This window comes from Aestuariivirga litoralis (genome assembly GCF_003234965.1).
GTDB classification, from domain to species: Bacteria; Pseudomonadota; Alphaproteobacteria; order Rhizobiales; family Aestuariivirgaceae; genus Aestuariivirga; species Aestuariivirga litoralis.
Window position 1 is genome coordinate 295,775 of sequence record NZ_QKVK01000002.1, and the last position, 13,444, is coordinate 309,218.

Annotated in this window: 15 protein-coding genes; 6 read left to right on the forward strand and 9 right to left on the reverse strand. The window is 66.0% G+C overall.

The annotated features are described in order from the left end of the window. Positions 1 to 17: 17 nt before the first annotated feature. Positions 18 to 662 carry a pyridoxamine 5'-phosphate oxidase family protein gene (locus DK847_RS05335; RefSeq protein ID WP_111196599.1) on the forward strand — a complete coding sequence of 215 codons (645 nt, stop codon included), beginning with the start codon at positions 18 to 20 and terminating at the stop codon, positions 660 to 662. A 118-nt stretch (positions 663 to 780) separates the two neighbouring features. Here DK847_RS05335 and DK847_RS05340 read toward each other — a convergent pair whose 3' ends face one another. The 4 genes from DK847_RS05340 to DK847_RS05355 are packed head-to-tail and all read right to left on the reverse strand — an operon-like array spanning position 781 to position 4,338. Continuing rightward, positions 781 to 1,191, reverse strand: coding sequence for an ion channel (locus DK847_RS05340; protein WP_111196600.1), 411 nt, complete (start codon positions 1,189 to 1,191; stop codon positions 781 to 783). Continuing rightward, a complete protein-coding gene (locus DK847_RS05345) occupies positions 1,188 to 1,547 on the reverse strand; it encodes a nuclear transport factor 2 family protein (protein ID WP_111196601.1) in 360 nt (119 codons plus the stop codon). Before DK847_RS05345 ends, DK847_RS05340 begins: the two co-directional genes overlap by 4 nt. Further along, positions 1,544 to 2,935 (reverse strand): M20/M25/M40 family metallo-hydrolase, encoded by a 1,392-nt coding sequence (locus DK847_RS05350; protein ID WP_111196602.1) that lies wholly within the window; start codon positions 2,933 to 2,935, stop codon positions 1,544 to 1,546. Before DK847_RS05350 ends, DK847_RS05345 begins: the two co-directional genes overlap by 4 nt. A gap of 5 nt (positions 2,936 to 2,940) precedes the next feature. Continuing rightward, positions 2,941 to 4,338, reverse strand: a complete 1,398-nt coding sequence (locus tag DK847_RS05355; RefSeq protein WP_111196603.1) for a M20/M25/M40 family metallo-hydrolase — start codon at positions 4,336 to 4,338, stop codon at positions 2,941 to 2,943. 68 nt (positions 4,339 to 4,406) lie between these two features. On the opposite strand from DK847_RS05355, the gene DK847_RS05360 reads away from it, so the two are divergent. From DK847_RS05360 to DK847_RS05370, 3 genes are read left to right on the forward strand one after another with little or no spacing between them, the layout of a single operon-like run. After that, positions 4,407 to 5,951 (forward strand): SLC13 family permease, encoded by a 1,545-nt coding sequence (locus DK847_RS05360; protein ID WP_204508242.1) that lies wholly within the window; start codon positions 4,407 to 4,409, stop codon positions 5,949 to 5,951. A gap of 9 nt (positions 5,952 to 5,960) precedes the next feature. Next, the gene (locus tag DK847_RS05365; RefSeq protein WP_111196604.1) at positions 5,961 to 6,968 is read left to right on the forward strand and encodes a universal stress protein; all 1,008 of its coding nucleotides are present in this window, start codon (positions 5,961 to 5,963) and stop codon (positions 6,966 to 6,968) included. Positions 6,969 to 6,992: 24 nt separating this feature from the next. Then, entirely contained in the window at positions 6,993 to 7,625 is a 633-nt protein-coding gene (locus DK847_RS05370; RefSeq protein ID WP_111196606.1) for a glutathione S-transferase family protein, read from the forward strand. 3 nt (positions 7,626 to 7,628) lie between these two features. On the opposite strand, the gene DK847_RS05375 is transcribed toward DK847_RS05370, so the two are convergent. The 4 genes from DK847_RS05375 to cobT form a co-directional block, all read right to left on the reverse strand. Continuing rightward, complete coding sequence (locus DK847_RS05375; RefSeq protein ID WP_111196608.1) at positions 7,629 to 8,384, reverse strand: hypothetical protein; 756 nt, start codon at positions 8,382 to 8,384, stop codon at positions 7,629 to 7,631. Between the two features lie 99 nt (positions 8,385 to 8,483). Further along, positions 8,484 to 9,593 (reverse strand): Mrp/NBP35 family ATP-binding protein, encoded by a 1,110-nt coding sequence (locus tag DK847_RS05380; RefSeq protein WP_111196610.1) that lies wholly within the window; start codon positions 9,591 to 9,593, stop codon positions 8,484 to 8,486. Between the two features lie 51 nt (positions 9,594 to 9,644). Then, positions 9,645 to 10,250, reverse strand: coding sequence for a uracil-DNA glycosylase family protein (locus DK847_RS05385; RefSeq protein WP_111196612.1), 606 nt, complete (start codon positions 10,248 to 10,250; stop codon positions 9,645 to 9,647). Then, positions 10,251 to 11,276, reverse strand: a complete 1,026-nt coding sequence (cobT, locus tag DK847_RS05390) for a nicotinate-nucleotide--dimethylbenzimidazole phosphoribosyltransferase (RefSeq protein WP_111196614.1) — start codon at positions 11,274 to 11,276, stop codon at positions 10,251 to 10,253. It lies immediately after the preceding gene. 127 nt (positions 11,277 to 11,403) lie between these two features. On the opposite strand from cobT, the gene cobS reads away from it, so the two are divergent. Continuing rightward, positions 11,404 to 12,156, forward strand: coding sequence for an adenosylcobinamide-GDP ribazoletransferase (gene cobS / locus DK847_RS05395; protein ID WP_161957160.1), 753 nt, complete (start codon positions 11,404 to 11,406; stop codon positions 12,154 to 12,156). A gap of 51 nt (positions 12,157 to 12,207) precedes the next feature. Continuing rightward, entirely contained in the window at positions 12,208 to 12,444 is a 237-nt protein-coding gene (locus DK847_RS05400) for a DUF1289 domain-containing protein (RefSeq protein ID WP_111196618.1), read from the forward strand. On the opposite strand, the gene dusA is transcribed toward DK847_RS05400, so the two are convergent. After that, a complete protein-coding gene (gene dusA / locus DK847_RS05405; RefSeq protein WP_280956387.1) occupies positions 12,389 to 13,417 on the reverse strand; it encodes a tRNA dihydrouridine(20/20a) synthase DusA in 1,029 nt (342 codons plus the stop codon). The two genes, DK847_RS05400 and dusA, sit on opposite strands and share 56 nt — an antisense overlap. Between the last annotated feature and the right edge of the window lie 27 nt (positions 13,418 to 13,444).

Consider the following 13,444-nt stretch of genomic DNA (forward strand, 5'->3'; position numbering starts at 1 on the left):
ACAATGGAGTGACTGAGATGGACGCCCCCAGCGAGAGAACCCGCGTGAAGCGGATGAACAAGCGCGCCGCCTATGATGCCGAGACGGTGCACGGCATTCTGGACGCGATGCCGATCTGCAATGTCGGCTATGTCTTCGATGGTGCCCCTTACGTGACGCCCACGCTGCAATGGCGCGAGGGCGACCATGTCTACTGGCACGGCTCATCCGCCAGCCGCATGCTGGAGGCCTGCACGGAGGCGGAGGTCTGCCTCACCGTGTCGATCATCGACGGCTTCGTCATGGCGCGCTCGGCCTATAACCACTCCTGCAACTATCGCTCGGTGATGGTGATGGGCACCGCGCACAAGGTGACGGATGCGGCCGAGAAGGAAATGCGACTCAAGAATTTCACCGAAGGCCTGTGGCCCGGCCGCTGGGACATGCTCCGAAAAATGACGGCGCAGGAGCTGAAGGCGACGACGGTGCTGAAGCTGTCACTCGCCGAGGCCTCCGCCAAGGTGCGCACCGGTGCGCCGGGCGACGACGAGGCGGATTATGCGCTGCCGATCTGGGCGGGCGTGATCCCCGTGCGCATGGAGGTGCTGAAGCCGGTTGATGATCCGCGGCTGATCACCGGGCTGACGCCGCCCGCGCACATCACGGATTTCAAGATCGGGTGAGAAGTCCCCGCAACCCCACCAAATCATCATGCCCGGGCGCGTCCCGGGCATCCTCTTTGCCAGCCCTAAAGAGATCGCCGGGACAAGCCCGGCGATGATGATGCTGCGTTGTAGCTCCCTACTGCGTGCGCCGCACCAGCTCCACCATGTAGGCGGTCGACCAGCCGAAGCTGAGGAGGCCGTTGGCGGCGGCAAGGCCTGAGAGCATGCGCCATTTCTCGTCGAGCACGATGTCGCCGAAGCCGAGCGTCGAGAAGGAGACGAGCGAGAAATAGAGCGACGGCTCCAGTTCACTGAACACGCCTGCGAAATAGAAGGTGAGGCCCCAGACCCAGACATTCACCGTCTGCACCGCCATGACGAAGAGCACGCAGATGACAATGGTGGCGGTGTTGGTGAATCGCCGGAAGACGCGGCGCAGGTGGACGATGACCTTCTCCAGCTTCTGCGCGAAGGCGCTGAACAGCTCTGCCTGGAAGATCGCATTCACCGTGATGACGAAGGTGCCAAGGACCAATTGGTAGATCATGCGTCCGTCACCTCGACGTGGCGGATGAGGCCAGCGCTGTCGAAGGTGACCGTCTCCACCCCGCGCCGTGCGACGCGCTGCCCGGTCGAACGCGCGGTCGCTTCGAGCCGCCAGACGGAGCGCACGGCATCGGGCGCCAGCAGCGCCACCTCGTCATCGATTGCGTGCTGGTCCGGATGATCGGCGAAATAGGCAGTGAAGGCGGCGATGATGGCATTGCGCCCCGCGATCCGCCCGTTCACGCCGGGAGACTCATAGACGGCGTCCTCGGCGAACATGGGCTTCACCGCCGCCGCGTCATAGGCGTTGAGGGCCGCGTGGTAGCGCCTGAGCAGCGCCACGGGGTCGAGGGTCATTTACCGAATTCACCCATGATGCGCACCCAGCTGCGGATGCCGCGGCGATAGCTCTCGAGATCATATTTCTCGTTGGGGCTGTGGATGGCGTCATCGGTCAGCGCGAAGCCGACGAGGATCGAATCCATGCCGAGAATGTCCTTGAAGAAGCGGCAGATGGGGATCGAGCCGCCGGAGCCCATGAGCACCGTGTCGCGCCGGAACTCGTCCTTCAGCGCCCTGGCCGACTTGGCGATGAAGGGATTGTCCTCCGGGATCTCGGTTGCGGGACTGCCATTGCCGCCGGCGAATTCAACCTTGCAATCCTTGGGGACAAGGCCCTTCACGAAGCTGCGGAAGGCCTTCAGCACCTTCTCCGGGTTCTGCCTGCCGACGAGGCGGAAGGTGAACTTGGCATGCGCCTTGGAGGGGAGCACCGTCTTGGTGCCGACACCGGTGTAGCCGCCCCAGATGCCGTTCACCTCCGCCGTGGGCCTGGCCCAGATCTGCTCCAGCACCGACTTGCCCTTTTCGCCGGCGGGCAGCTTCAGCCCCACGTCCTTGAGGAACTTCGCCTCCGAGAACTTCAGCGACTGCCACTGCTTCTTCGTCTGCTTCGGCAGGTCCGACACGCCGTCATAGAAGCCGGGGATCGTCACCTTGCCGGTCTTGTCATGCAGCGCCGCGATCACCTTGCTGAGCACGCGGATGGGGTTCATGGCCGGGCCGCCATACATGCCGGAATGGAGATCGATCCTGGGACCGGTGATGGTCACCTCCTCGCGCGCCATGCCGCGCAGCCTCGTGGTGATGGCGGGCGTCTTCGGGTCCCACATGTTGGTGTCGCAGACGAAGGCGGCGTCGCAGGACAGTTCCTTCGCATTGGCCTTGAGGAAGGGGACGAGCGAGGGCGAACCCGACTCTTCCTCGCCCTCGATCAGGAAGGTAGCCCTGATCGGCAGCGTGCCGGTGGTGCGGATCCAGGCGCGCGCGGCCTCGACGAAGGTCATGAACTGGCCCTTGTCGTCGGAGGTGCCGCGGCCATACATGCGCTTCACCTTGCCATCCGTCTTGATGGTGGGCTCGAAGGGTGGCGTGGTCCACAGCTCAAGCGGATCGGCCGGCTGCACGTCGTAATGGCCGTAGAACAGGAGATGCGGCGTGTCCTTCGTCGCCTCCTTCGGGGTGTAATGCGCGACGACCATCGGCCGCCCCGGCGTCGGGCGCACCTGCGCCTTGAAGCCCAGGCCCTTGAGATCATCGACGATGGCATTGGCCGCCTTCTCGCACTCGGCCGCGTAAGCAGGGTCGGTCGAGATCGAGGGGATGCGCACCAGCTTGAACAGCCTTTCGAGGCTGTTGTCGAAGTCCTTCGTGGCGGCTTCGAGAACGGCGTTCAGTTCGGTCATGTCAGTCACTCTTTTGCAAATTGCGCGATGATGCGGGCCCAGGCGCGGGTGCCGTGCCGGAAGCTGTCGACGTCGTATTTCTCGTTGGGCGAGTGGGCGCTGTCGTCGGCACCGGAGAAGCCCACCAGCAGGCTGTCGACCTTCAGGTGCGTCTTGAAGGATTCGACCACGGGGATGGAGAAGCCCCCGCCCACCAGAACCGCCTCGCGTCCGAACTCGTCCTTCAGTGCCGCCTTCGCCGCCCGGATCCAGGGCGTATCCTCCGACACGGCGATGCCGCGCGAGTCGCCGCCGTCCTCGATGAAACTGGCCTTGCAGTCAGGCGGCAGGCGGTCCTTCACAAAGGCCTTGAAGGCCTTGCGGATCTTCACCGGGTCCTGGCCCTCGACGAGGCGGAAGGTGAGCTTGGCGGTGGCCTCCGCCGGCAGCACGGTCTTGCTACCCACCCCGCGATAGCCGCCGAAAATGCCGTTCACCTCCGCCGTGGGCCTCGCCCACATCTGCTCCAGCGCCGAATAACCCTGCTCGCCGGCGGGGATTGCCAGGCCCACGTCGCCCAAGAACTTCTTCGCCGGGAACTTGAGGCCGGCCCATTGCCGGCGGAGCTTTGCGGGGATGGGTTTCACCCCGTCATAGAAGCCGGGAATGGTGATGCGGCCGCGCCTGTCATGCATCGCCGCCAGCACGGCGCTCAGCACCTTGATGGGGTTCCGCACCGGGCCGCCGTAAAGACCGGAATGCAGGTCGATTTTAGGGCCTTTCACCGTCACCTCGATGCCGATGCAGCCGCGGAGGCGGGTGTTGATGGCAGGGGTGCGCGGGTCCCACATCTCGGTGTCGCAAATGAAGGCCGCATCGACGGGAAAGTCACGCGCGTTGGCCTTGAGGAAGCTATCGATGTGGCTGGTGTCGCCTTCCTCGTCGCCCTCGATCATCACGGTGAGGCGGAAGGGCAGGCTGCCATGAACCTTCAGCCAGCAGCGGCTGGCTTCCAGAAAGGTCATCAATTGGCCCTTGTCGTCACATGCCCCGCGCGCGAAAATTGCATCCTTGCCGCTCTTTCCCTTGCGGATCCGCGGCTCGAAGGGCGGCGACGTCCAGAGCTCCAGCGGGTCGGCGGGCTGAACATCGTAATGACCGTAGAACAGGATATGGGGCAGCCGGCCCCCGCCCGGAGGCTCATAGGAACCCACCACCAGGGGCTGGCCCGTGGTCTGGCGCAGGCCGGCCTTGAAGCCCATGCCCGTCAACTCTGCCACCAGCCACCGGGCGGCGGCGCGACAATCCTTGGCATGCGCAGGGTCGGTGCCCACGCTGGGGAAGCGCAGCAGGTCGAACAGGCGCGCCAGGCTCTCAGGGAATTGTTGATCTATTTCTGCAAGAACGGTTGCGGGATGTACCAAGATGTCACCAGTGGACTCGCTCGCGGCGACAATGTCACGCCGCCCGCCCTTGCGGCAAGGGGCGGCGCATGAAGCCGGACGCGTTCTCGCTGGCGCGTGACAGCCTGCAGGCGCAGGAGCCTTCGGCCGGCCTCAGGCGCTTCCGGCGCCGCGGCTACCAGCGCTTCCTGGCCTTCATGGGCGACATCGACCTCGCCTTCCTGTGGAAACGCCGGTGGTTCTTCATCACCATGATCGTGGGCTTCGTGCTGATGGCGGCGCCCACGCCCGCGGGCCTCACCCATGAGGGCCAGGTGGTGCTGGTCATGTCGCTGATGGCCACCATGCTGTTCATCACCGAGCCGATCCCGCTTCCCACCGTTCCGCTGCTCATCATCGTGGGCCAGGTGGTGCTGCTGAAGGTCGACCCGACGAAGGTGGCACAGAGCCTGATGACCGACTCGGTGCTCTTCATCATGGGTTCGCTGATGCTGGCGGTGGCCATCGTGCGCCAGCGCCTCGACAAGCGCATCGCCTGGTGGATCGTGCGCATGACGGGCACCAACATCTACTGGATCAGCCTCGGCATCACCACGGTCTGCGGCATCATCGCCTCGTTCATCGGCGAACACACGGTGGCGGCCATGATGCTGCCCGTGGGCGTTGCCCTCATCACGCTCACCTCGAACGATCCGAAGAAGGTGCACAACCTCGCGGCCGTGCTGCTGTTCTCGATCTCCTATGGCTGTTCCATCGCCGGCGTCGCAACGCCCTCGGGCGGTGCCCGCAATGCCATCATCATCAGCTACTGGAAGGACTTCTTCTACAATCCCGCCGATCCGGCCACGGCGCGCTACCTGATGGATTACGTGACCTGGATCACCTACGCCTTCCCGATGTTCATCCTCAGGCTGCCCATCGTCACGGCGATCCTGATCTTCACGTTCAAGCCGGAGGTCACCGACATGTCGCGCGCCATCTCGCGGCTGCGCACGCAGGTGTCGATGCAGGGGCCGATGCGCGCGTCGGAGTGGCTGACGATCCTGATCTTCGCGCTCACCATCGTGGGCTGGGTGACGCTCTCCAATACCCTGGGCCTCGGCGTCATCGCCATCGGCGGCGCCTCGCTGTTCCTCATTCTCGGGCTGGTGCGCTGGGAGGACATCAACTCCGGCGTCAACTGGGGCGTGGTGCTGCTCTATGCCGCCGCGATCTCGCTCGGCGTCGAGATGAAGGAGACGGGTGCGGCCGCATGGGTCGCCGACAACGTGTTCACCGTGATGCGCGAGATCGGCGCTTCCGACGCGCTGGGCTTCAATGCCGTCATCTCGCTCCTCACCATCGCGGTGTCGAACACCATGACGGCGGGTGCGGCTGTCGCCGTGCTCGCACCGATCGTGCTGAAGACCGCCGTGACCGCGCACCAGGACCCGATCGATGCCGGCTTCATCACCGCCATCTCCTCGGCCTTCGGCTACCTCACGCCGGCCGCCCAGCCTGCCTTCACCATCATCTATGCCTCGGGCTTCCTGAAGGGCAGCGACTTCTTCAAGGTCGGCATCCGCATGATGGTGCTGTCCTTCATCGTGCTGATGGCGATTTCCGTGCTGTACTGGCCGCTGCTGGCTCCCTAGACTGCGACCATGCTGTTCAGGCGCTCGACACTCTCGGACCGGCAGGAAGCGGCGGTGCAGAAGACGCTGCAGAACCTCCGCGCGCAGCGCCGCAACCGCTTCCGCATCCTCGCCTGCATCGACGGCACGGAGGACTCCCTCGTCACCGTGCGCCGCGCCGCCCGCTTCTGCGTGCAGGACAATTGCGACCTGATCGTGCTGTTCGTCAGGCCCATCGATTCCGGCCTCCATTCCGGCGGGCTGCAGGTCAAGCTGGCGCGCGAGAACATGCTGGAGGCGGGTTTCGAGATCCCCGGCGTCACCAACCTGAAGGCGGCGCTGGACGTGCTGAAGCAGGAAGGGATCGACGTCGAGGGCTGGCCCAAGGAAGCCCAGCGCAGCGAGGCCTGGGGCGACCCCGCGGGCGACAACAAGCTGGAATTCAGAAGCCCCGAGGGCCGCTCGGTGGTGCTCAAGCTCAAGACAGCCCCTGACGTCGCCAACGGCATCCTCGACCAGTATGAGCTTGGTCCCTACAACCTCATCATCCTCGGCGAGCCGTCGCGCTGGCATGGCGAGTTCATGGCCTTCTTCCGCTCCGGCATCGTGCAGACGGTCACCACCATGGCGCCCTGCTCGGTGCTGGTGGCGCGCCCCAGCCTGGACCGCAAGGGCTTCTTCATCTGCACCGACGGCAGCTCGCGCTCGATGCAGGCGGTGCGCCGCGCCGCCGTGCTGGCGGAGGTGACGGGCGAGCCCATCACGCTGTTTTCGGTTGCAGATACGCCGGCCGGAAAGCCCGCGGCGGAGGAGGCGGTAGCCAATGCACGCGCATTGCTCAAGGCCATGAAGATACAGGTTGCGGAAACCAGGGTTGCCGTCGGCAATCCGGTGGAAGAAATCGTCGAGAGTGGTTCGCTCTACAAGGTGATCGTGGTAACCGACGAGGGACGTTCACGGCTGCAGAGGCTGCTGCGCGGCTCGACGGCGACGGAGGTCGTGCGCAAGGCCCGCACCAGCGTGCTGGACGTGCGGTAACCGCGTTTCGAGAGGAGAACCGACATGGCGGACTACAGGCTCTGGTGCATGGGTGAATCCGGCAATGCCTACAAGGCGGCACTGATGCTGGAACTGTGCGGGCTGCCATGGGAGCCCGTGTGGGTCGACTTTTTCCACGGCGAGACGCGCACCACGGATTTCCGCGCGAAGCTCAACGAGATGGGCGAAGTGCCGGTGCTGGAGCATGACGGCAAGCACCTCACCCAGTCTGGCGTGATCCTCGATTATCTCGCGACGCTCACCGGCAGGTTCGGCGCCCATGACGAGGATGAGCGGCGCGAGATCTGGCGCTGGATCCTGTTCGACAACCACAAGCTCACCGCCAGCCTGGCCACGCTGCGCTATCTGATCCAGTTCGCCAAGACGGGTGAAACGCCTGTTACCGAGTTCCTGCGCGCCCGGGCGGTCAATGCACTGAAGATCGTCGACCACCATATGGAGGGCAGGTCATTCGTGCTTGGCGAGCGCTGCACCATCGCCGACCTGTCGATGGTCGGCTATCTCTACTACGGTGATGAACTGACGGTGCCGCTCGCCGACTTCCCGCACATGGCGGCCTGGCTCCAACGGATCAAGGCGATGCCCGGCTGGAAGCACCCCTATGAGTTGATGCCGAGCGCGCCGAAGGGCCGCTGAGGCTCAGCTTCGCGCCGGCTCCATGGCGTCGAGATATTCATCGAGGTGCTCGAGGTTCTCGAAGCGCATCCAGCCTTCCGCCGTCTCCGCCTCTACCGTGCCGTCTGACAGGATGCGCGCGGGGTGGCGGCGGATCACGCGTTCCTCCACGACGTAGAGCTGGCCGTCATCCATCACCTCTTCGTCCTCGGTGACGGTCTCTTCCTCGATGACGGCTTCCGGGGCCGCCTCCGCGGCCTCGATATCGGTTTCCGTCTCGGCAGTCGATTCGGCGTCCGCCTCGATCCCGGCCCCGGCTTCAATGTCTTCTTCCGTTGCGGCGGTGGGCTGCTTCGGCGCCTCGCTGCGCGACTCGAAGGCCTGCTCGATCTTCTGACGGGCCTGTTCGAGCGCCTGGATGGTGTCACGCGTCGGGCGGGACACTTCCTCCTCGACGATCACCGATGCCGTTGCCACCGTCGTCGCCGCAACGGACGCCGCCGCCACTGCCGCCTTGGCGCTGCGCGGATCGAATTCCGGAATGGGCGCGGTGGCGGCCGGAATCACCGGCTCCGGGATGATGGAGCGCACCGCCGGCCGCGCCTGCAGCGCGTCGATGACGCCCCCCAGCCCGAGCGACAGGATGCCGCCCACCAGCAGTATCGCCGCCGTCTGGATGTCCATGCCGCCCGGCCGCGCCGCCGAGACGAGGAGAACGACGCCGAGAGCCACGCCCGCCGCGATCAGCAGGATGCCGCAGATCCACATCAGCCTTGCCATTATCCCCTCCCCGGGCCCAATCGATTCGCCCGCAGTGTAACCTTCAGCATAAACAGCGCGGTCAGGGTTAATTTTCCATCAATCAAGGGGTTGGCGCAACTATTGCCCGTCGACCACGATGCGGGGGGCAGCACGGGCCAATCTGCCGCCTTCGAGGCTGGCCCACACCTGCCGGGCCACGTCCCGGTAGAGTGCCGTGTGCAGCGCGTCGGGCTGGGTCGCCACGATGGGTTCGCCCGAGTCGGAGCGCAGCCGCACCTCCTTGTCGAGCGGGATCTCGCCGAGGAATGGCACGCCGATGCGGCCCGCCTCCTCCTTCGCGCCGCCATGGCCAAAGATCTCATGCCGCTCGCCGCATTTGGTGCAGGTGAAATAGCTCATGTTCTCGACAATGCCGATTACCGGCACATTCACCTTGCGGAACATGTTGAGGCCCTTGCGGGCATCGATCAGCGCCAGGTCCTGCGGGGTGGAGACGATGACGGCGCCCGACAGCGGCGTCTGCTGGGCCAGCGTCAGCTGCACGTCGCCGGTTCCGGGGGGCATGTCGATCACCATCACGTCGGCCTCGCCCCACTCGGTCTCGCGCAGGAGTTGCGTGAGCGCCGACATCACCATCGGCCCGCGCCAGATCATCGGCGTATCCTCCGGCACGAGGAAGCCGATCGACATCACCTCCACGCCGTAGCGCTTCATCGGCTTCATCTTCTTGCCCGCGGCATCGGAGGGCTCGGGCTTGCCGGTCAGGCCGAAGAGCTTGGGGATCGAGGGGCCATAGACATCGGCATCGAGCACAGCGACCTTGAGGCCCAGCGACTTCAGCGCCAGGGCGAGGTTGACGGCCGTCGTCGACTTGCCAACGCCGCCCTTGCCCGAGGCCACAGCCACCAGGTGCTTGATGCCCGGAATGCCGCTGCCGCGCTGGCCTTGCTGCGGCTGGCCCGGCGGTTGCTGGGGGCTACGCTCGGCGGTCAGCGCCACCATGGCCTTGTCGACGCCGGGAAGGCCCAGCACGGCCTTCTCCACCGCGCCGCGCAGGGCTTCCATGGTCTTCACATGCTGCGGGCTGGTGGTGAGCGCGAACATCACCGTGCCGCCCTGGATGGCGATGTCGGAGACGAGGCCGGCCGAGACCACGTTGCCCCGCCCATCCGGGGCTGCGATGCGCTTCAGAACCGAGAGGACGTCGTCCTGGGTGACTGTGGCCATGTGTTCAAAATCCTTGTTGTTCCAGTCATCTAGAACGCGGGGTGCGGGGCTTCAAGTGACCAGCCGCGCAACCCGGGCCCGCAGTTCGGGCAGAAGCTCCGCCAAAAACCACGGGTTCCGCTTCAGCCAGCCGCTGTTGCGCCAGGACGGGTGTGGCAGCGCGAACACCGGTGGCGAGAGCGTCAGCCCGCCGCGCCAGCCCTTCACCGCGGCATCGACCGACCCCGGCCATGCCTCGCGCATGTGCCAGCGCATGGCATGGACGCCGAGGCAGACAACCAGTTCGACCTGCCGCATCTCCGCCAGCAGCTTCGCGCGCCAGGCCGGCGCGCATTCGGGCCGCGGCGGCAAGTCCGAGCCCTTGGCATCGAGCCCGGGAAAGCAGAAGCCCATGGGCAGGATGGCGACGTGGCGCGGGTCGTAGAATGTGTCCTCGCCGATCCCCAGCCAGGCGCGCAGCCTGATGCCCGAGGGGTCGGTGAAGGGCCGCCCGGAGGCATGCACCCGCAGGCCCGGCGCCTGGCCGGCAATCAGCAGCCGGGCGTCCGGTCCGGGTTGCAGCACCGGACGCGGCTGATGCGGCAAGGGCTTGCCCGCCTCTGCGCAGATGCGGCAGGCGCGGATCTGCGCCAGCAGATCGGGGCGCCCGCCTGCCACTCAGGCTTCCTTGTTGCTGACCCCCGCCGAGGCGAAGGTGGCCATGCCGCTGTGAAGCTTGGCCGCCGCCTTGACGATGCCGGCCGCCATGGCCGCACCCGAGCCCTCGCCGAGGCGCATGCCGAGTTCGAGCACGGGCTTCAGCCCCAGCTTTTCCAGCAGCCGGCGGTGCGCGGGTTCCGCCGACAAGTGCCCCGCCACGCAATGCTCCAGCGCGTCGGGCCGCATGGCAAAGAGCACGGCAGCGGCGGCGGTGGCGACATAGCCATCGAGGATCACCGGAATGCGCTGCAGCCGGGCGGCCAGCACCGCGCCGGCCATGGCGGCCAGTTCACGCCCACCGAGGCGGCGCAGCACTTCGAGCGGATCATCGAGATGCGCCTTGTGGAGTGCCACGGCGCGGCGCACCGCATCGGCCTTGCGCTTCAGGCCTTCGGAATCGACGCCGGTTCCGGGTCCTACCCAGTCCTGCGCCTCGCCGCCGAACAGCCCGTGGCAGATGGCCGCCGCGATCGTGGTGTTGCCGATCCCCATCTCGCCCACGCAGAGGATGTCGCAGCCCTCGGTCGCCTCCATGCCATAGGCCATGGTCGCGGCGCACTCGGCCTCGTCGAGGGCGGCGTCCTGGGTGATGTCGCGGGTCGGCTTCTCGAGAGCAAGTTCGAAAACCTTGAGCCCCAGGTCAAAGCTCTTGCAGATCTGGTTCACGGCGGCGCCATCGTTCTGGAAGTTGGCAACCATCTGGGCCGTGACCTCCTGCGGGTAGGCGGCAACGCCCTGGGCCACGACACCGTGGTTTCCGGCAAACACGGCAACGACGACGCGCTCCGACTTGGGCGGGTGCTGGGCCTGCCAGGCGCACAGCCATTCGCTGATGCTTTCGAGGCGGCCCAAGGCGCCGGGCGGCTTGGTGAGCTGCCCCTCGCGGGCGCGGCAGGCGGCAACCGCATCATGGTCGGGGCCGGGAATGTCCTTCACAAGGTTGCGAATATCGTCGAAGGGCAATCCCGTGGCAGCATTTGTCATTTGTAAAAAAGGCTCCTAGTTTCAGGCCACTTCACTACAGGATTCGGGACTTCCACATACCATGAGCGACGGGTTCGAGCCTCGCAGCGCACACCGGGGGCGGTTCCGGCCATTCGCGTCTTTCCTGATGGCGCTGCGCTTCCTTACCCGCATGCCGGTGCCCTTCGTCAGGACGGTTGATCCGCCGCCGCTGAAGGATTCGATGTACATGTTCCCGGTGGTGGGGGCCGTGGTCGGCGCGATTGCGGGCCTGGCCCTCGTGCTTGCAGACCTGGCCCGGCTGCCGGAATTGTTCTGCGGCCTGTTCGCGCTGGCCATTGCCGCGATGATCACCGGGGCCTTCCATGAGGACGGGCTGGCGGATGTGGCGGACGGTTTCGGCGGCGGCAACACGCGCGAGGAACGCCTTGAAATCATGAAGGATAGCCGGATCGGCGCATTCGGCACCCTGACCCTCATCATCACCATCCTGGCGCGCGCCTCGCTGCTCGGGGCGCTGCTGGTGCTGAAGCCCGGCGCCATCATCCTGCTGGTCGCGGGGGCTGCTGCCTTTTCGCGCGCGCTGATGGTGGACCTGCTGTGGGCGACGCGGCCGGCGCGGGCCAACGGCCTGTCTGCCATGGCAGGCCAGCCGACGCGCAACACGACCTTGCTGGCGCTGGGAATTGGCGGGCTGTTTGCGGGGGTTGGCGGCTCCCTGGTGCTGACGCCGGAGGCCGGCGTGCTGGCCCTGGTGGCGGGCGGACTGGCACTCGCCATGGTGCGGGGGCTCGCCATGAAGAAGATCGGCGGCCAGACCGGGGATGTGTGCGGGGCCGGACAGATCATGGCCGAAACCGCCATGCTGGCCGTCTATGCCGCCGCCGTGGCATTCCGATAAACCGCCGTTTTTGAACTATCTTTTCAACCGGGCCGCATTACATTCGGGAGGATGAACGCGCCTTACCAGACCGCCATCGAGACGCCCTGCGTCAAGATCTGCGTCGTGGACCCGGAGACCGGTTTCTGCATCGGCTGCGGGCGCACGCGCATGGAGATCGGCGGCTGGCTCGGCATGTCGGCCGATGAGCGGCGCACCGTGATGGCGGAACTTCCCGAGCGGGTTCAGGGGCTTACGCGGCGCAAGACGCGCCGGGGCGGGCGGGCTGGACGTCTGCAGGCCGGTTGATCCGGTCCACCACTTCTTTCGCAGCCTTTTCAAGCACTTCGATGCCCGCACCAGGCTTCGGCGCCTGCTCCGACAGCACCCGCCGCCACAGCCGGCCGCCGGGCATTCCGTGGAACAGGCCCAGCATGTGGCGGGTGATGTTCTGCAGCCAGACGCCCTTGGCCAGCTCACTGGAAACATAGGGCTTCATCCGCTCGACCACGTCCAGGGGATCGAAGATCCCGCGGACGTCGCCGAAGATGCGGCTGTCGACCTCGGAGAGGAGCCACGGCGTGTTGTAGGCGGCACGCCCCAGCATGACGCCGTCGACGTGTTCGAGATGCGCCACGCACGCGTCGAGTGTGTCGATTCCGCCGTTGATGACGACATGCAGATGGTTGTGTTTCTGCTTGATGCGGTAGACACGCCCGTAGTTGAGCGGCGGCACCTCGCGGTTCTCCTTCGGCGACAGTCCCTTCAGCCAGGCCTTGCGGGCATGGACGATGAAGGTCGTCACGCCGGACTGCATCACCGTCTCGACGAAGCGGGTGAAATCCTCTTCCTCGTCCTGGTCGTCGATGCCGATGCGGCACTTGATGGTGACGGGGACCCTGACCGCATCCCGCATCGCCCCGAGACAATCCCGCACCAGTTCCGGCTCCGCCATCAGGCAGGCGCCGAAGCGGCCGGTCTGCACGCGGTCCGACGGGCAGCCGACGTTGAGGTTGATCTCGCGATAGCCGTAGTCCTCGCCCCATTTCGCGGCCTCGGCAAGGAGTTTCGGATCGCTACCGCCGATCTGCAGCGCCACGGGCTGTTCGAACGAGTCGAAACCGAGAAGCCGCTCCCGGTCGCCGTGGCGGATGGCGAGTGCGGTGACCATTTCGGTGTAAAGCAGCGCGCGCCTCGTCATCTGGCGGTGGAAGACGCGGCAGTGCCGGTCCGTCCAGTCCATCATCGGGGCGACGGAGAATGTTTTCTGTGCCTGGGTCACTGCGGCGATCTCTAGCCGCCCCGGCCT